Origin of the sequence: Micromonospora sp. NPDC005215 (assembly GCF_040607915.1) — a bacterium.
GTDB lineage: Bacteria > Actinomycetota > Actinomycetes > Mycobacteriales > Micromonosporaceae > Micromonospora.
The window spans coordinates 1-17,203 of record NZ_JBEXHQ010000084.1; the positions used below are offsets into that span (position 1 = coordinate 1).

The following is a 17,203-nucleotide window of genomic DNA, read 5'->3' on the forward strand; positions in this document are numbered from 1 at the left end:
GGTGTGGTTACTGCATTTCGGCGTGTCCGTACGGGGTGATCGATCAGCGTAAGGATGACGGTCGGGCGTGGAAGTGCACGCTGTGCTACGACCGGCTCGGTGCGGGCATGACGCCGGCGTGTGCGCAGGCGTGTCCGACCGAGTCGATCCAGTACGGGCCGTTGGAGGAGTTGCGGGAGCGGGCGGCCACGCGGGTGGCGACGTTGCGGGGGCGGGGGGTGCCGGAGGCGCGGTTGTACGGGCACGACCCGCACGACGGCGTCGGCGGTGACGGGGCGTTCTTCCTGCTGTTGGACGAACCCGAGGTGTACGGGCTGCCACCGGATCCGATCGTGACCACCCGCGACCTGCCGGCCATGTGGAAACGCGCCGGCCTCGCCGCCCTCGCCATGACCGCCGCCACCGTGTTCGCGTTCGTCGGTGGTCGGCCATGACCGACCTGCCACCGAACGAGCCGGCCGGCGCCCGGTTCCGCCAGTTCCAGGCCCGCGTCGACCAGGCCGTCGGGCAGCGCCGGCGCGGCCGGGGCCGCGGTCCCGACGGCGAGCAACTGACAGTGCCGGTGGCCGACTTCACCTCCTACTACGGCCGGCCGATCCTCAAACCGCCGGTGTGGAAGCACGACATCGCCGGTTACCTGTTCGCCGGGGGCCTCGCCGCCGGGGGCGCGCTGATCGGCGCGGGCGCCCAACTGACCGGGCGGCCCGGCCTGCGTCAGGTGGGGCGGTGGACGGCCCTCGGCGGCGTCACCGCCAGCGCGTACCTGCTGGTACACGACCTCGGGCGGCCGGCCCGGTTCCACCACATGCTCCGGATCGTCAAGCTGACCTCGCCGATGTCGGTCGGCACCTGGATCCTCACCGTGTTCGGGCCACTGGCCGGGGTGGCCGCGATCGCCGAGATCGCGCCGCGACTTCCACCACACGGCGTGCTCGGCCTCGCCCGCCGGCTGGCGCCCCCGGTCGGCAACGTCGCCGGCCTGGCCGCCGCGGCCGCCGCCCCGGCGTTGGCCACCTACACCGGGGTGCTGCTCGCCGACACCGCCGTACCGTCCTGGCACGACGCGTACCCGTCGCTGCCGTTCGTCTTCGCCGGCAGCGCGCTCGCCGCCGCGTCCGGGGTCGGACTGATCGCGGCGCCCGCCGCGGAGACCGCCCCGCTGCGGCGACTCGTCGTCGCCGCCGCGAGCACCGAACTGGTCGGCGGTCGCCGGCTGGAGCGGATGGGTTTGACCGGTGAGCCCTACCGGCACGGCCGCAGCGGCCGACTGATCCAGGCGGGCCGGGCGCTGCTGGGCGTGGGCACCGTCGCCGCGTTGTTCAGCCGGCGGAGCCGGATGCTGTCCGCGCTCTCCGGCGCCGCACTTGTCGCATCGTCGGTCGCCACCCGGTTCGGCGTCTTCGAGGCGGGCATGGCGTCGGCGCGCGACCCGAAGTACACGGTCATGCCGCAACGGGAGCGGCGCGACCGCAGGGAGGGCCGGTCGCCGGCCGACAAGGGGACGTAGCTCGACCAGCAGGCGCCAGCCAATGAGCCAGCAGACGGGGGACTCAGCTCATGGCACACACCGCAACCGATCAAGGAAGATCCGCGCCGACGCGGGGCCGATGGGGTCTCGTCGTCGCCGCGGTGCTCGTCCAACTCGCGCTCGGCGCGGTGTACGCGTGGAGCGTGTTCAACAAGCCGTTGCAGGACGAATTCGGCTGGGCCAAGTGGGAGGCCGTGCTGCCGTTCGAGGTGGCGATCGGCACGATCTTCATCGGCAGCCTGATCGGCGGGCGCATCCAGGACCGGCGCGGTCCACGACCGGTCGCGCTCGGCGGTGGCGTGCTCTACGCGGTCGGCAACATGCTGGCCTCGCTCACGTCGTCGGAGGACGACCTGTGGCTGCTGGTGCTCACCTACGGCGTGCTGGGGGGAATCGGCCTGGGGGCCGCGTACATCACCCCGATCGCGATGCTCGCCAAGTGGTTCCCGGACCGGCGCGGCCTGATCACCGGCATCGCGGTCGCCGGGTTCGGTTTCGGCGCCGTGATCGTCGCGCCGGTGGCGAAGGGGCTGCTCAACGGCACCGACAATCCCACCCACGTGTTCTTCCCGCTGGGCGTCGCCTACCTGATCGCGATCCTGCTCGGGGCGTCCTTCTTCCGTAACCCGCCGGCGGGTTACCAGGTGCCCGGCTTCACTCCGAAGACCGCTGGTCGGGCCCTCGCCGGCACCCGGGTCTACACCCTGCGGGAGGCCCTGCGCACCCGGCAGTGGTACCTGCTCACCGGCATCCTCGCGCTCAACGTCACCTGTGGCATCGCACTGATCTCCCAGGCGTCCGATGCCGCCCAGGTCATCACCGGGGCGAGCGCGGCGGCCGCCGCCACGCTGGTTGGCGTCCTCGGCCTGTTCAACGGCGCCGGGCGGGTCGTCTGGGCGTGGTTGTCCGACCGCACCGGGCGGATGCCGGCGTTCCTCGGGATGCTGCTGCTCCAGGCGATCTGCTTCTTCATCCTGCCGCACGCCGCGTCGCTGGCGCTCTTCGCGGTCCTGGCCGCCCTGGTCTACCTCGCCTACGGCGGCGGGTTCGGCACGATGCCCGCCACCGCGGCGGACTACTTCGGCACGCCCAACGGCGGTGCCATCTACGGCGCGATGATCGTGGCCTGGAGCATCGGCGGGGTGGTCGGCCCGCTTGTCACGTCGCTGCTCTACGAGGCGAGCGGCAAGAGCTACACGCTGCCGTTCACTGTCATCGCGATCGTCGCCCTCATCGCCCTCATCCTGCCGCCGATCACCCGGATGCCGTCCGAGCCGGGACTGCCCCAGTCGCAGGGCGGCGGCACCGGCCGCTGAGCCGGCTGGCGAGAGCAGAGTGGGATACGGCCCGGGAACCGGTCCGCACCCCACCGCGCTGACTAGCGGGAGAACCCGCCCTTGGGCGCGATGATCTCGAGGTTGGTGCCGTCGGGGTCGTTGAAGTAGGCGACCTCGGTGCCGACGGCGGCCGGCGGGTTCACCTCGCCGTCCGCGAAGGTGTACGGCTGCCCGAGGAACTCGATCCCGGCCGCGCTCATCCGGTCGAAGACCGACCGTACGTCGTCGACCTGGAAACACAGGTGCATCGAGCCGGGCCGGTTGGCGGCGACCTGGGCGACGTCGCCCACCGGCTCCTGGAACTGGATCAGGTCGATCCCGAGGTTGTCGAGGTTGAACGTGGCGTACCGCAGCTTCGTCGTCGGCAGCCCCTGCGACTGCGCGAACCCGGCTCCGTGCATGCTCTCGTCCCGGACGACCGGCTCCGCGCCGAGCAGGGCCTGGTAGAACGCGACCGAGCGGTCAAGGTCACTCACCGCGATCCCGACGTGCGCGGCCGACGTGAGGCCGATGGACACCGTCGAGGGGTTCGGGAATGTCATTCTGACTCTCCTTACCAGCGTTCTTCGTCGCCCTGTTGTTGCTGATCTTGGTCTCGTACCCCCGCGAGTCCGGTTCATGCGACGACGTGTCCGGCCGCACACGCGCTGCCTGCCCACATCAGGCAGGCGTCAGGCTCGTTCGACGCGCGGATGCTGACGATCGGTCAGCCGCAGCCCGACGCCCCGTACCGCTTCGATGCTGGCTCCGGTGTCAAGTTCGTGCAGCTTGCGCCGCAGCCGCTTCACCAGGGACTGCACGTCCGCCTTGCGCTCCCGCCCCTCGTCCCGCCAGACCGACCGGTGCAGGTCGGCGTAGCTCCAGACCCGGACCGGCTCGGTGGTCAGGCAGATCAGCAGGTCGTGCTCCAGCCGGGTGAGGTCGACCTCGCGCTCGCGGTAGCGGGCGACGGACCGGGCGGAGTCGATCACCAGAGCGGAGTTGGCTCCGGTCGCGGCGGCGGCGGGCGTCGGCCCGGACGAGGTGGTGTCCGGCCGCTGCGGCGCGGCGATCAGTCGGCGCAGCTCGTCGAGGTCGGCCACCAGCAGCAGCGGCGCGATGCCGTCGAGGCGTTCCGCGAGCCGGATTCGTTCGGCCGGCGACGAGGTCACCGCGATCAGCAACGGGAACGGCGCGTCAGCCGGATCACCCCGATTCAACGTCGCCTCGTCGTCCTCGGCCACAGCACCGCCCGGGATCGATGGGCATCCCTGCCCAGCTATCGTCATAGTCCTGACAATGATTGGCAAGCGCGCCGCCAGCAGGGCAACTCTTAGCGACAAGTTGCTCACGGCAAGTTCTTGATCGTCCGTTCTTCTCGATCATAGTGTCCAGTCGGGCAACCGGCGTGACCCGCGCGGTGCATGGGGAGGTCCACCATGGCCCATTGACACCCTGGGTCGTTCTGAGGAGGCAGCACCAATGTTCAGACGTCCACAATGGGGACGCGCGGCCAGATCACTGGTCAGCGCCGGGGCGGCGACGATCCTCGCCGCCACATGCCTGGTCACCGTCGGATCCGGCGCGCAGGCCGCGCCGGGCGGCGCGACGGGGTCGGGGGACAAGATCCGACCGGAGCTCGCCAAACAGCTCCAGGCCAAGAGTGAAGGGGACTTCTGGATCCGGTTCAAGGACCGGGCGGACCTGAGCAAGGCCAGCGCCATCAAGGACTGGTCGAAGCGCGGCACGGCGGTCGCGGACGCTCTGCGCAAGACCGCCGCGGCGAGCCAGGGCAAGATCCGGGCCGACCTCGACAGCTCGGGCACGAAGTACCAGACCTTCTGGGCCACCAACGCGATAAAGGTGAACAGCGGGTCCCTGGCGATGGTCCAGAAGTTCGCCAACCACGCCGAGGTCGAGGGCCTCTACGCCCCGGTCGCCTACAAGGTGCCCGAGACGATCAAGGGCACCGACGAGAAGACCGTGAACGCCCTGGAGTGGGGCATCGCCAACATCAACGCCGACGACGTCTGGTCCCGGTACGGCGTCAAGGGCGAGGGCATCACCGTCGCGAGCATCGACAGCGGGGTCCAGTTCGACCACCCGGCGCTTGTGAACTCCTACCGCGGCAACAACGGCGACGGGACGTTCGACCACAACTACAACTGGTTCGACGCCGCCGGCACCTGCGCGACCGCCGGCCCCTGCGACGACGACGGCCACGGTACGCACACGATGGGCACCATGGCCGGCTCCGACGGCGCGAACCAGGTCGGTGTCGCCCCCGGGGTCAGGTGGATCGCGGCGAACGGTTGCTGCCCCAGCGACGCCGCTCTGATCGAATCCGGTCAGTGGATGCTCGAACCGCTGGACCTCAACGGCCAGAACGCGGACGCGAGCAAGCGACCGAACGTCATAAACAACTCGTGGGGCAGCCGGGACCCGTCAAACGAGCCCTTCATGGAGGACGTGACGGACGCGTGGGCCGCGTCCGGGATCTTCGGCGTCTGGTCCAACGGCAACAGCGGGCCGGCATGCCAGACCAGCGGCTCGCCCGGCAGCATCGCCAGCAACTACTCGACCGGCGCGTACGACGTCAACAACAACATCGCCGGCTTCTCCGGCCGGGGCGCCGGGCAGAACGGCGAGATCAAGCCCAACATCTCGGCCCCCGGCGTGAACGTCCGGTCGAGCATTCCGGGTAACGCCTACGGCAGCATCAGTGGCACGTCGATGGCCGCACCGCACCTCGCGGGTGCGGTCGCGCTGCTGTACTCGGCGGCCCCGACGCTCATCGGTGACGTCGACGCGACCCGTGCGCTGCTCAACGGCGCCGCGATCGACAAGGCCGACGGCCAGTGCGGCGGCACCGCGGCCGACAACAACGTCTACGGCGAGGGCCGGCTGGATGCGCTCGCGTTGCTCGACGCCGCGCCGACCGGCGACATCGGCACCCTGGCCGGCACCGTCACCGACGCGGCCACCGGCGCCCCGATCGCTGGCGCGACAGTGACGCTCACCGGCCCGACCGCCCGTGAGGTGACCACCGGCGCCGACGGCACGTTCTCCACCCAGCTCCCCACTGGTGACTACCAGGTCGCCGTGGCGGCGTTCGGCTACGGCAGCACCACGAAGCCGGCGACGGTCACCAAGGCCGCCACCACGACGCTCAACGTCGCGCTGACGCCGGTGCCGAGTGTGAACGTCACAGGGGCGGTCACCGACGGCTCCGGCCACGGCTGGCCGTTGTACGCGAAGGTGACAGTGACGGGGGTGTCCGGCGTCTACGACTACACCACGCCGTCGAACGGCCGTTACAGCCTCAAGCTGCCCGCCGGGCAGACGTACACCCTGAAGTACGAGTCGCAGTACCCGGGTTACCAGACCGTCACCAAGCAGGTCGCCGTCGGCTCGGGCAACACCACCGCCAACGTCGCCGTACCGGTGGACTCCACCACCTGTACCACCGCGCCCGGCTACACGTTCGGCTCCGACGGTGAGTACGAGTCCTTCGACGGCACGACCACGCCGTCCGGCTGGACGGTCGTGGACAACGCGGGCAGCGGTCAGGTCTGGAAGTTCACCGACGACGGCAACCGGGGCAACCTGACCGGCGGCAGCGGCAACTTCGCGATGATCGACAGCGACGACTACGGCGCGGGCACCAGCCAGGACACCTCCCTGGTCAGCCCGGTGGTCAACCTGACCGGCGTCACGGCCCCGGTCATCCGGTTCAACCAGGACTTCAACCAGCTCAACGACGACACCGCCGACGTCGATGTGAGCATCGACGGTGGTGCCACCTGGACCAACGTGCTCCGCCAGGAGACCGACGTCCGGGGCCCGAAGGTGACCGAGATCCCGATCCCGCAGGCGGCCGGCCAGGCGCAGGTGCAGGTCCGGTTCCACTACTACGACGCGAGCTACGAGTGGTGGTGGGAGGTCGACAACGTCCTGATCGGCAGCCAGATCACCTGCGTGCCGGTCGACGGCGGTCTGGTCGTCGGCAACGTCCGCGACAAGAACGACAACAGCTACGTCAACGGCGCGACCGTCACCAGCAAGGACCGGCCCGCCGAGAAGGCCGTCACAGTGGCGACCCCGGACGACCCGGAGTTGGCCGACGGCTTCTACTGGATCTACTCGACGCTGACCGGCACGCACCCGTTCACCGCGACCGCCGGCAACTACGTCAGCCAGACCAAGCAGGTCGACGTCGAGGCCGACTGGGCGACCGCCGCGAACTTCCAGCTCGCGGCCGGTCGGCTGTCGGTGACGCCCACGCAGCTCAGCGCCACGCTCCAGATGCCCAGCGGCAAGGCCAGCAAGACGTTCACGGTGACCAACACCGGTGGCGCGCCGGTCGAGGTCAAGTTCGGCGAGCGGGACAACGGATTCGAACTCCTCCGGGCGGACGGATCCACTGTCACCAGGCAGCAGGTGCTCGGTGGCTCCGGCGCGCCGGAGCAGCGGCTCACCGCCGCGACGTCCTTCGCCGCGAAGGCGTCCGGCAAGCAGGCCAAGGCGGCCACCGCCGCGGTCGGCCCGCAGGCTGCGCCGTGGACCGACATCGCCGACTACCCGTCCACCATCATGGACAACCGGGTCGTGAGCCTGGGCGGCAAGGTGTACACGCTCGGTGGTGGCGACGGCACCGCCTCCACCACGAAGAACTACGCCTACGACCCGGTCGCGCAGACCTGGACCGCGATCGCCGACCTTCCCGGTGCCCGCAACGCCCTGACGGCGGGTGTCGTGGAGGGGAAGATCATCGTTACCGGTGGCTGGGGTGAGGCGGGGCCGGACTCCGCCACCTGGTCGTACGACCCGGGGGCCAACACCTGGACGGAGCTGGCCGACAACCCGGCGCCGCGGTCAGCGGCCGGTCAGGCCGTCGCCAACGGCAAGCTGTACGCGATCGGCGGCTGCACCACTGCCAGTTGTACGCCGATGTCGAACAGCGTCGTCCGGTACGACCCGGGCAGTGACACCTGGGAGACGCTTGCCAACTACCCGAAGTCGGTGGCCTTCGCCTCCTGCGGCGGAATCGACGGCATCGTCTACTGCACCGGCGGCAACGACGGGGCCGCCGCGCAGAAGTCCAGCTACGCCTACGACCCGGGTGCCAACGCCTGGACCACTATCGCCGACGCGCCGACCGACAACTGGGCCAGCTCGTACGCCGTCGCCAACGGCAAGCTCCTCGTCGTCGGTGGTTCGCAGGGTGGGGCCATCACCAACGCGGGCTTCGCCTTCGACCCGGCCGCCGGTTCGTGGTCGAACCTGCCAAACGCCAACACGGCGCGTTACCGCGGCGGGGCGGCGTGTGGCTTCTACAAGATCGGCGGCTCGTCCGGCAGCTTCGACGCGGCCCCGGACAGCGAGGTGCTGCCCGGCTTCGAGGGCTGCGCCGAGTCGGCGGCCGACGTCAGTTGGATGGCCATCGACAAGTCGGCGGCCACCCTCGCACCGGGTGCGAAGGTCACTGTCACCGTCACGATGACGGCGAACGTGGACCAGCCGGGCACCTACTCCGGCTCGGTCGCGATCACGGAGAACACGCCGTACCCGGTCGCGCCGGTCGCGGTGACCATGACGGTGAACCCCCCGAAGACCTGGGGCAAGCTCATGGGTACGGTCACCGGCACCAGTTGCCAGGGTGCGACCTCGCCGCTCACCGGCGCGGTCGTCCAGGTCGACTCGTGGGCGTCGTCGTGGACCTTCGCCACCGACGCCGAGGGCAGGTACGCCTACTGGGTGGACCGCCGCAACAACCCGATCACGATGATCGTCGCCAAGGACGGCTGGAAGCCGCAGACCCGTCAGACGAAGATCAACGCCACCACTCCCACAGTGGAGAACTTCGGGTTGGCGCCGATCCGGTGCTGACACCTGAGCGGTAGCGAGCGACGTCCGGCCCGCCTGGTCCCCGACCAGGCGGGCCGGACCGTGTCGGCCGGATCAGACCGGCACGAGCCGGAAGCCGACCCCGCGTACCGAGTGGATCGTCGCCGCGGCGTTCAGCCGGGCGAGCTTGCCGCGCACCCGGCGGACCACCGAGTGCATGTCGGAGCCGCGCCCGAGATGCCGGTTGCCCCAGACCTCGAGGTGCAGGCGCTCGTAGGTCCAGATCTGCCCGGGGGCGTGCACCAGGCAGAGCAGGACGTCGTGCTCCAGCCGGGTCAGATCGATCTCCTGGTCGCGCCACCGCAGCACCCGCCGGTCGGAGTCGACGGTCAGGGCCGGTGGCGGCGGCGGTGGGCTCGGCGCAACCTCGGCGAGCATGCCCGGGACCGGGGGAGTCGGAACGGGAGGCGTCTCGACCACCCCGAGGAACTCCCGCGCCTGGTCGACTGTCGAGACGATCAGAAAGGCGTCGCTTCCGCCGAGTAGTCGGGCCAGCTGTCGACGTTCGGCCGGCGACGACGCGATGCCGATGACCAGACTGGCGACTGGAATTCCCTGCATTCCCCCAACCCCTTCCGGTTCCCCAAATCACTCCGGATGGATTTTTCGCACCGTCGACTCAGACATCGATCGGCGTCCTGACCCTAGTGGTGGCTCATCTCGGCCGGGTAAAACATCGTCGCATGCAAGCGAATGAAATCGACCACGTCACAGGGGTCGCCAGCCGGCCTCCGGCGGTCCGGAAGCAGTTGTGACAGAACCAAGACAATCCGCGCACGGCGTACGGACCTGCCGGGGCGAGCATTGTCGTCATGTCGCTGCCACACGCCCGCGCGGCGGTGCCGCTGGGTCTCCGGCTGCTCGCGGTGTCGCTGTGCAGCCTGCTCGCCCTGACCGTCACCGCCGCCGTCTTCGTGCGCACGTACCCCGGTCAGTTGTTGGACGGTGTGCTCCTGCCGCGCGCCGAGCGGGGCGGAGGGTACGAGCAGCAGACCGTTCTGGTGGGTCCGGCCAAGACCGTACTGGCCGCCTTCGGCAGCCCGACACTCCTCGCCGCCCTGCTCGGCGCGGTGCTGGTGGTGGGTGCGCTCCGCCGACGGCTGGTGGCGGGTGTGGTCGGCGTGGCCATGGTCCTGTGCGCGGTGGTGGTGGCCGGCGCGGTGAAGTCGGCGCTGCCCCGCCCGGATCTCCAGATCGAGAGTTCGACCACCCACAACAGTTTCCCCAGCGGCCACGTCGCGGCGGCGACGGCGCTGCTGCTGGCGTTCATGCTGGTCCTCCCCGGGTGGGCCCGGCGGTGGCTGGCGGTGCCGGGCGCGGCGGGTGTCGCGGTCATCGCCTCGGCCACGATGATCGCGGGCTGGCACCGGTTCAGTGACGCGCTCGGCGGCGTACTGCTGGGGGTCGCGTTGTTCTGCCTGGCCGCGGCGGCGCTGGTGGCCTGGCGGGGCGACCGGGGCGCGGACGGCCGACCGGCTAGCCCGCTTCCCACGCGGCCACGGTCACCGACCGGATCTCAAAAGACCTCATGATGGGATACTTGACGACATGTCCCAGGTGCTGCTGATCGAAGACCACCAGACGGTGCGCGACGGGCTGCAACTGGCGCTCACCCGACAGGGCCACACCGTGCACGCCGTGGGGACCGGGGAGCAGGGGTTGGACCGGCTGCGCACGACCTCGTCCGACGTCGTTGTCCTCGACCTCATGCTGCCCGGGATGGACGGGTTCGAGGTCTGTCGCCGGATTCGGCAGCTCGGCGACCTGCCGATCATCATGCTGACCGCCCGCAACGACGACATGGACGTGGTGGCGGGCCTGGAGGCCGGCGCCGACGACTACGTGGTCAAACCGGTGCAGGCCCGGGTGCTCGAGGCGCGCATCCGCGCGGTGCTCCGACGCACCGGTGGCGAGTCGCGGCGTTCCGCCGGCGAGCGCGCCGGTGTGGAACAGTACGGTCCGCTGACCATCGACCGGGCCGCGCTGGTGGTCAGCAGGGACGGCACGCCGGTCGGCCTGGCCCCGACGGAGCTGCGCCTGCTGCTCGAACTCTCGCAGACGCCGGGCCAGGTGCTCAGCCGCCAGCAACTGCTGGAGGCCGTGTGGGAACACGGGTATCTCGGGGACTCTCGACTCGTGGACGCGTGCGTCCAGCGGCTGCGCGCCAAGATCGAGGCCGACTCGTCGACGCCGGTCTTCATCCAGACCGTGCGCGGTTTCGGATACCGGTTCGGGCCGCTGTGACCCGCTGGGCGAGCGCCCGCGTCCTGGGCCTGCGGGTCCGGCTGCTGTTGACGTTCGCGCTGCTGGGCGTGACCACGACGGCGGTGGTGGCCAGTGGCAGCTACTTCCAGGCCCGCACCGTCATCCTGCAACAGGCGCAGGACGCCGCCGTGATGTCGCTGACCGACCAACTCACCAAGGTCTACCCGATCGTCCAGCTCCCGCCGACCCAGGGCGAGCTCGACCTGCTGGCCCAGCGGCTCTCCGACCGGCAGGGCTTCGCGGTGGTCGTCTACCGGAACATGCGGTCACAGGGCGGCAAGGAGATCGCCGACCCGCTCACCCCCGAGCTGCGCCGGGAGGTCGGCGACGGCCGGATCGCCTGGCAACGTGTCTCGCTCGACGGACAGCCCTGGCTGCTCATCGGCACCCAGCTGGCGCTCGACCGGTCCGCCGGCACGTCCCGGCCGTCCGGGCTGGAGGTCTACTCGGTGCGCAACCTCGTGCCCGAGCAGCAGAGCATCAACCGGCTCGCCACCCGGGCGTGGCAGACCGGCGGGCTGTCCCTGCTCCTCGCCGTCCTGCTGGCCCTGCTGGCCGCCCGCGGTGTGCTGCGACCCGTTCGCGACCTGGGCCGGGCGGCACGCCGCCTCGGCGAGGGCGACCTGAGCACCCGGCTGACGGTCCGGGGCGCCGACGAGCTGGCCGACGTGGCGCGGACCTTCAACGACACCGCCGGAACGCTGGAGCGGCAGGTCGGGGAGCTGCGGCGGATGGAGTCCGACGCCCGCCGCTTCGTGGCCGACGTCTCGCACGAACTCCGTACGCCACTGGCGGCGATGACAGCGGTCACCGACGTGCTCGACGAGGAGGCGGACCACCTGCCCGGTGACGCGGGCCGGGCCGCCCGACTGGTCAGCCGGGAGACGCAGAACCTCACCCAACTGGTAAACGACCTCATCGAGGTCAGCAGGTTCGACTCCGGCACCGCACGGCTCGCCCTGGACGACGTGGACGTGGCCGCGGCGGTGACAGCGACCCTGCGGATCCGGGGCTGGGCCGACCGGGTGAGCGCGCAACTGCCGCCCGGAGTCGTGGCCCGGCTCGATCCCCGCCGGCTCGACGTGATCGTCGCCAACCTGGTCGGCAACGCCTTCCGGCACGGTGCCGAGCCGGTGTCCGTACGCCTGCGCGCGGATGCGGACTGGGTCACCATCGAGGTCGCCGACCAGGGGCCGGGACTGGACCCGGCGGTGCTGCCGCACGTGTTCGACCGCTTCTACAAGGCCGACACCGCGCGGACCCGCTCCGAGGGCAGTGGTCTCGGCCTCGCCATCTCCTGGGAGAACGCGCGCCTGCACCGCCACGGCGAACGACGGGGGAGTCTCGTCGCGGGCAACGCCCCCGGTGGCGGCGCGGTGTTCACGCTCCGCCTGCCCCGCGACCCGGCGGACGCCGGAGGTGCCCGGTGAGCAGACGCGCGCTGCTCGCCGCTGGCGTTCTGCTCACGCTGCTCGCGACGGGCGGCTGCGGCGTGCGACCGAGTGACGTCATCACCGGTCGGCCCGCGGTCAGTGGCCCGTCCCAGGGCATCGAGCTCTACCTGCTCGCGGAGGGCCAACTCGTGCTGGTCCTCCGCCCGGCGGCGCAGGGCGCCTCGCCCGCCGACACGCTCGCCCTGCTCGCGGCCGGTCCGCAGGAGAACGAACGCAGCCAGGGTTTCACCAGCGAGGTGCCGGCCGGGCTCGACCCGGTCACTGTGACGTCGGGGGCCAACCGGTCCGGTGGCCTCACGGTGCGGACGACCGGCGCGGCGCAGTCCCTGTCGTCCGAGGCAGCCGACCAGGTCATCTGCACGGTGGCCGACGCCGCGGCCCAGTCTGGCCTGGCGGAGAGCTTCGCGCCGGTCGCCATCGTCGGGTCCGACGGCGCCCGACCGGCCCGGCCGTGCCCGATCAGATGACCGGGCGCTGACCGCCGCTGCCCACCAGGTTGACAGGTCGTGCCTGCCGGGGCAGCCCGGTGTGACGGCCCCGGTCCTGGTCGACAAGCGCGCCGGCGATCAGGATGTCGATCAGCGCGGCGAAGCCGAGACCGGCCTGCGCCCAGATCTGCGGGAACTGCGACGCGGCGGTGAAACCGGGGAACGTGTTGACCTCGTTCACGATGGGCTCGGGTGACCCCTCGGCGGGCAGGAAGAAGTCGACCCGGAGCAATCCACGGCAGTCGAGGGCACGGAAGGCGCGGATCGCCCGATCCTGGAGCACCTCGGTGGTCGCCGCGTCCAGCGGGGCGGGGATCTGGAACGCCGCCCCGCCGTCGTACTTCGCGTCGTAGTCGAAGAAGCCGGGACCGGTCACCCGGATCTCCAGCGGCGGGCCGGCCTGCACCCGCCCGTCCGGGTGCTGGAGGACGGCCACGTCGATCTCACGCCCGCGCGCCCCCTGCTCGACAAGCACCTTCGGGTCGACCTGACGGGCCTGCTCCAGCGCGGCGGGCACGTCCGCCCACTCGTTCACCTTGACCACGCCCAGGCTGGAACCGGCCCGAGCCGGCTTGACGAAGACCGGCAGGTCCAGCCGTTGCCGGTCGGTGGGCGACAACTCCTCGTCGGGACGCAGGGTCACCCCCGGGCTGACCCGCAGGCCCTCCGCCGCGAGGAGCCGCTTGGTGACACCCTTGTCCATGCCGGCGGCGCTGGCGAAGACACCGTTGCCGACGTACGGCACGCCGAGCCATTCCAGCAGCGACGCCACGGTGCCGTCCTCGCCGTAAGGGCCGTGCAGGGCCGGGAACACCACATCCTGGGTACGCAGCACGCGCAACGCCTGGGGGAGTGTCGTCGGGCGACCGCCGACATGCCATCCGCCGGCACGGTCGATGAGCACCTCGGTGACCTCGTACCGTTCCCGGTCCAGGTTGGCGAGGATGCTCGCCGCCGAGCGGCAGGACACCTCGTGCTCGCCGCTCTGCCCGCCGTACAGCACTGCCAGTCGGGTCGTCATGAATTGCGTGCCCTTTCGTGGAGGTGGTCGCGGGCCACCCGGGGCCCGATCCCGGTCAAGATCTCGTGCGGGTTGGTGTCGGCCCAGCGGGCCCACTCGACGACCGTCGGTGGGGTCTGGTCACCCTCGGTGGGGCCGAACACCACGACCGGGTCGCCGATCGTCACCGGAAGGTCTCCGGCGTCGACCACGCACTGGTCCATGGCGACGCGCCCGACGACGGGGCACCGTCGGCCGCCGAGCCACACCTCGGCGCGACCGCCGGTAACGCGGGGCAGCCCGTCGGCGTAGCCGAGCGGCAGCAGCGCCAGCGTGGTCGGCGCGCCGGTCACGTGCTCGGGTCCGTAGGAGACGCCGGTGCCGGCCGGCACCCGTTTGACGTTTACCACGTTCGTCCGCAGGGTCATCGCGGCGCGCAGCCCGAACTCGCCCGGACCGCTCGCGCCGAACGGGTCCACGCCGTACAGGGCGATCCCGATCCGGCAGAGGTCGAAGCGGGTCCGTGGTGCGGAGAGCGCGGCCGCCGAGTTGGCCAGGTGGACCAGATCGGGGTCCAGACCGGCCGACCGTGCGATCCGCAGCGCCTCCTCGAAGGTCGCCACCTGCCGGTTCAACTCCGGGCTGCCCGGCAGGTCGGCGTCGATGAGGTGGGACCACACCCCGCGCACCCGGATCCCGCCCTCCCGCTCGTACTTGCGAGCCCAACCGACCAACTCCGGCCAGTCGTCCCCGGCGGCCCCGTTGCGGGACAACCCGGTGTCCGCCTTGAGCTGCACCATCGCCGGTACGCCGAGCAGCCGGGCCGCGTCGGCGACGGCGTGCAGGTGCGTCGTCGTGGACACGCCGAGGTCGACACCGCCCTTGATCAACATACCGAAGTCGTCGTTCGGTCGGTGCAGCCAGCTCAACGTGGGAGCGGTCACCCCCGCCTCTCGCAGGGCCAGCGCCTCGGCCGCCGAGGTCACCCCCAGCCAACGGGCGCCGGCGCGTAACGCGGCACGGGCCACCTGCACCGCGCCGTGACCGAACCCGTCCGCCTTCACCACGGCCATCAGGTCGGTGCCGGTGACCGACGCGATGCCCCGCACGTTGTCGGCGATCGCCCCGAGGTCGACCACGGCCTCGGCCAGGGCGCTCATCCGGCCGCTCCCACCCGGCGGGAGCCGGGGAGCGCGAACAGCCAGCGTGCGTGCACCGCCAACAGCCCGCGGTGGACGGCCAGGCTCAGACCGATCACCAACCCGCTCAGCAGAATCGGATAACCGAGCACAATCAGACCCTGCGCGGACCGGTCCAGCCCGGAAACCGGTACGAGCAGAAGCCGGTGCAGCAGAGCCAGGACCGGCATGTGGACGACGTAGATCGGCAGTGTGATGCGGCCGAGCCTAGCCAGCGGTTCGCTGAGCGCCGACCACCGGGCCAGCCGGGCAGCGGCGGTTATGCCGAAGATCACTGCCAGCACGGAGACCGCCGTCCATACGCCGAACCACTGCTGGGCGCCGGCAGCCGCCATCGCGGCGAGCGCGAGCGCGTAGGCGCCCGAGGTCAACACGAGGCGGCGTCCGCTGGCCGTGGCCGCCCACCGCTCGATCTGCGGGCGCAGGGACAGGCCGGCGAGGAAGAAGACCAGGTTCTGGTAGAGGCCGGCCCGGTTGCCCGGGGTGTCGAGCAGGCCGGCGGCGGCGATCGCGGACAGCGCCGCGGCGGGCACGAGGACCAGCGCCCGGGGCACCCGGCGGGTCGCCTTGGCGACTGTGAAGTACAGCGCCAGCGCGTACAGATACCAGAGGTTGGACGGCGTGATGGTGAGCTGCTCCAGCAGGCCGAGGGCGGAGGTGGCGCGGTCGGTAGGCAGTTCCGGCGCGGCGGCGAGGACCGCGGTGTGGATCAGCAGCCAGACGATGTACAGGTAGAGAAACCCGGCGATCCGGCTGCGGGCGACGACCCGCCACGGCCGCTGGGCGGCGTTCGCCGCGAAGACGCCCGAGATAGTGAAGAACAGCGGCATCCGCAGCGGAAGGAACTGCTCACCAAGCGTTCCCCACAGGCCCGGCACCGGTACGCCGACGTGCCAGTCGATCTGCAGGTAGTCCTTCACCACGACGTGCCACAGGACGACGAGGATGATGCAGACGCCCTTCGCCGCGTCGGCCCACTGCGCCCGCTGTGACTGCCGCCCGGAGGGGGCGGTCCCGGTCCGGTACCGGTGGCGAAGCCGGACGCGCGTCGCCTCGGGCTGCAATCCGGCGGGCCTGGACTCGGTGGGAGACAACTGTTGGATCACTCATCGAAAACTGCCTGCCGGATATCCGCGCCGGATCCTCGAATTGTCATGAACGGGTAATGGATGGGCCGGGTCCGTTTCGTGGGCGGTTCCGAGCCGCGCCCGGCGGGTAGTGGGCGGCAGGGCGCCGGGCGTAGGCTCGGCCGGTTCCTGGGATCCCGAGATGCGAGGTAGGCAGTGACCGTGCCGGTGACCGCCGACCGCACGCACCCGCTCCGGATCATCGTGGTCTGGCTGGCCGGCAATCTGCTCATCGGCCTGTGCGCGATCGTGCCGGTCGGTGCCCTGGACACCCTCACCTACTACCTTCGCGCGATCGACGGCCAGGACGTCGTCGCACCGTACGGCCGGAACGGCGCCCGCTTCGCCGTCGTCGAGATCGCCGTCACGGGCACGGCGCTGCTGGTCGCCGCCGTGTTCCTCAACCGTCGGCAGTGGCGCCGGTTCCGGGCCGTCCGGTTTGTCGGGCCCCCGCTGCTGCTGGCGGCGACCCTGGTCGTGCTGGCCGTGCCATTTCTGTGGTTCTGGTTCGGCACCGACCACACCTTAGACCTGGGCCTGGCTCGGGCTGTGGACGCAGCCGGCGGCGGGCGGTGACTGTCGGTCACCTCCACGGGGGCGGATGCGGTAGTCAGCGGTATACCTCTGAGTCATATTCATACCTCTGAGGTATACCGCTCAGCAGCACATCACTTGGTGGGCCAGCCACAGCGAATGGCGAGCGCCTTTCGCTGCGCCGCAGCCCCGTCCTGAGTGAGGGCTTACTCAAGGTCGAGTTGGCCCTTCAACCAGGTCCAACTCGGCGAAGACGTATCCCTTGTCCGCCATGATCAGCAGCCCCGGACGGTCGGTGACGAGGTCCGGGTCATGTTCGAGGACAGCGGTCAGAACCGGCCGCAATTCCACAGGTGTCGAGTCGACAACCCTTCACGTAAAGTGC

At 70.8% G+C, this 17,203-nt stretch carries 15 protein-coding genes; 9 read left to right on the forward strand and 6 right to left on the reverse strand.

Going from position 1 to position 17,203, the window contains the following annotated elements:
• From ABZU25_RS33515 to ABZU25_RS33525, 3 genes are all read left to right on the forward strand, one after another.
• On the forward strand, positions 1-434 hold a 434-nt coding region (locus tag ABZU25_RS33515), incomplete at its 5' end, for a 4Fe-4S dicluster domain-containing protein (protein WP_355033374.1).
• Entirely contained in the window at positions 431-1,507 is a 1,077-nt protein-coding gene (nrfD, locus tag ABZU25_RS33520) for an NrfD/PsrC family molybdoenzyme membrane anchor subunit (protein ID WP_355033375.1), read from the forward strand. The genes ABZU25_RS33515 and nrfD, both read left to right, overlap by 4 nt.
• A gap of 50 nt (positions 1,508-1,557) precedes the next feature.
• Positions 1,558-2,844 (forward strand): OFA family MFS transporter, encoded by a 1,287-nt coding sequence (locus tag ABZU25_RS33525; RefSeq protein ID WP_355033376.1) that lies wholly within the window; start codon positions 1,558-1,560, stop codon positions 2,842-2,844.
• Positions 2,845-2,906: 62 nt separating this feature from the next.
• On the opposite strand, the gene ABZU25_RS33530 is transcribed toward ABZU25_RS33525, so the two are convergent.
• On the reverse strand, positions 2,907-3,407 hold the full coding sequence (locus ABZU25_RS33530) for a VOC family protein (protein ID WP_355033377.1): 501 nt from the start codon (positions 3,405-3,407) through the stop codon (positions 2,907-2,909).
• 129 nt (positions 3,408-3,536) lie between these two features.
• Entirely contained in the window at positions 3,537-4,088 is a 552-nt protein-coding gene (locus tag ABZU25_RS33535; protein WP_355033378.1) for a winged helix-turn-helix domain-containing protein, read from the reverse strand.
• A gap of 238 nt (positions 4,089-4,326) precedes the next feature.
• Here ABZU25_RS33535 and ABZU25_RS33540 point away from each other — a divergent pair, with 238 nt between their 5' ends.
• The gene (locus ABZU25_RS33540) at positions 4,327-8,733 is read left to right on the forward strand and encodes a S8 family serine peptidase (protein ID WP_355033379.1); all 4,407 of its coding nucleotides are present in this window, start codon (positions 4,327-4,329) and stop codon (positions 8,731-8,733) included.
• 72 nt (positions 8,734-8,805) lie between these two features.
• Here ABZU25_RS33540 and ABZU25_RS33545 read toward each other — a convergent pair whose 3' ends face one another.
• On the reverse strand, positions 8,806-9,312 hold the full coding sequence (locus tag ABZU25_RS33545) for a winged helix-turn-helix domain-containing protein (RefSeq protein ID WP_355033380.1): 507 nt from the start codon (positions 9,310-9,312) through the stop codon (positions 8,806-8,808).
• Between the two features lie 251 nt (positions 9,313-9,563).
• Here ABZU25_RS33545 and ABZU25_RS33550 point away from each other — a divergent pair, with 251 nt between their 5' ends.
• From ABZU25_RS33550 to ABZU25_RS33565, 4 genes are read left to right on the forward strand one after another with little or no spacing between them, the layout of a single operon-like run.
• On the forward strand, positions 9,564-10,283 hold the full coding sequence (locus ABZU25_RS33550) for a phosphatase PAP2 family protein (protein ID WP_355033381.1): 720 nt from the start codon (positions 9,564-9,566) through the stop codon (positions 10,281-10,283).
• 16 nt (positions 10,284-10,299) lie between these two features.
• Positions 10,300-10,995: a response regulator transcription factor gene (locus tag ABZU25_RS33555; protein WP_355033382.1), complete on the forward strand. Its 696-nt coding sequence runs from the start codon at positions 10,300-10,302 to the stop codon at positions 10,993-10,995.
• Positions 10,992-12,446, forward strand: a complete 1,455-nt coding sequence (locus ABZU25_RS33560; RefSeq protein WP_355033383.1) for a HAMP domain-containing sensor histidine kinase — start codon at positions 10,992-10,994, stop codon at positions 12,444-12,446. Before ABZU25_RS33555 ends, ABZU25_RS33560 begins: the two co-directional genes overlap by 4 nt.
• Positions 12,443-12,937: a hypothetical protein gene (locus ABZU25_RS33565; RefSeq protein ID WP_355033384.1), complete on the forward strand. Its 495-nt coding sequence runs from the start codon at positions 12,443-12,445 to the stop codon at positions 12,935-12,937. Before ABZU25_RS33560 ends, ABZU25_RS33565 begins: the two co-directional genes overlap by 4 nt.
• On the opposite strand, the gene ABZU25_RS33570 is transcribed toward ABZU25_RS33565, so the two are convergent.
• Genes ABZU25_RS33570 through ABZU25_RS33580 form a run of 3 tightly spaced genes read right to left on the reverse strand, consistent with a single transcriptional unit; the run spans position 12,930 to position 16,263 of the window.
• Positions 12,930-13,979, reverse strand: a complete 1,050-nt coding sequence (locus ABZU25_RS33570; protein WP_355033385.1) for a D-alanine--D-alanine ligase family protein — start codon at positions 13,977-13,979, stop codon at positions 12,930-12,932. The two genes, ABZU25_RS33565 and ABZU25_RS33570, sit on opposite strands and share 8 nt — an antisense overlap.
• A complete protein-coding gene (alr, locus tag ABZU25_RS33575; protein ID WP_355033386.1) occupies positions 13,976-15,118 on the reverse strand; it encodes an alanine racemase in 1,143 nt (380 codons plus the stop codon). Before alr ends, ABZU25_RS33570 begins: the two co-directional genes overlap by 4 nt.
• The gene (locus ABZU25_RS33580; protein WP_355033387.1) at positions 15,115-16,263 is read right to left on the reverse strand and encodes an acyltransferase; all 1,149 of its coding nucleotides are present in this window, start codon (positions 16,261-16,263) and stop codon (positions 15,115-15,117) included. Before ABZU25_RS33580 ends, alr begins: the two co-directional genes overlap by 4 nt.
• A 177-nt stretch (positions 16,264-16,440) precedes the next feature.
• Here ABZU25_RS33580 and ABZU25_RS33585 point away from each other — a divergent pair, with 177 nt between their 5' ends.
• Complete coding sequence (locus ABZU25_RS33585; protein WP_355033388.1) at positions 16,441-16,860, forward strand: hypothetical protein; 420 nt, start codon at positions 16,441-16,443, stop codon at positions 16,858-16,860.
• Positions 16,861-17,203: the final 343 nt, after the last annotated feature.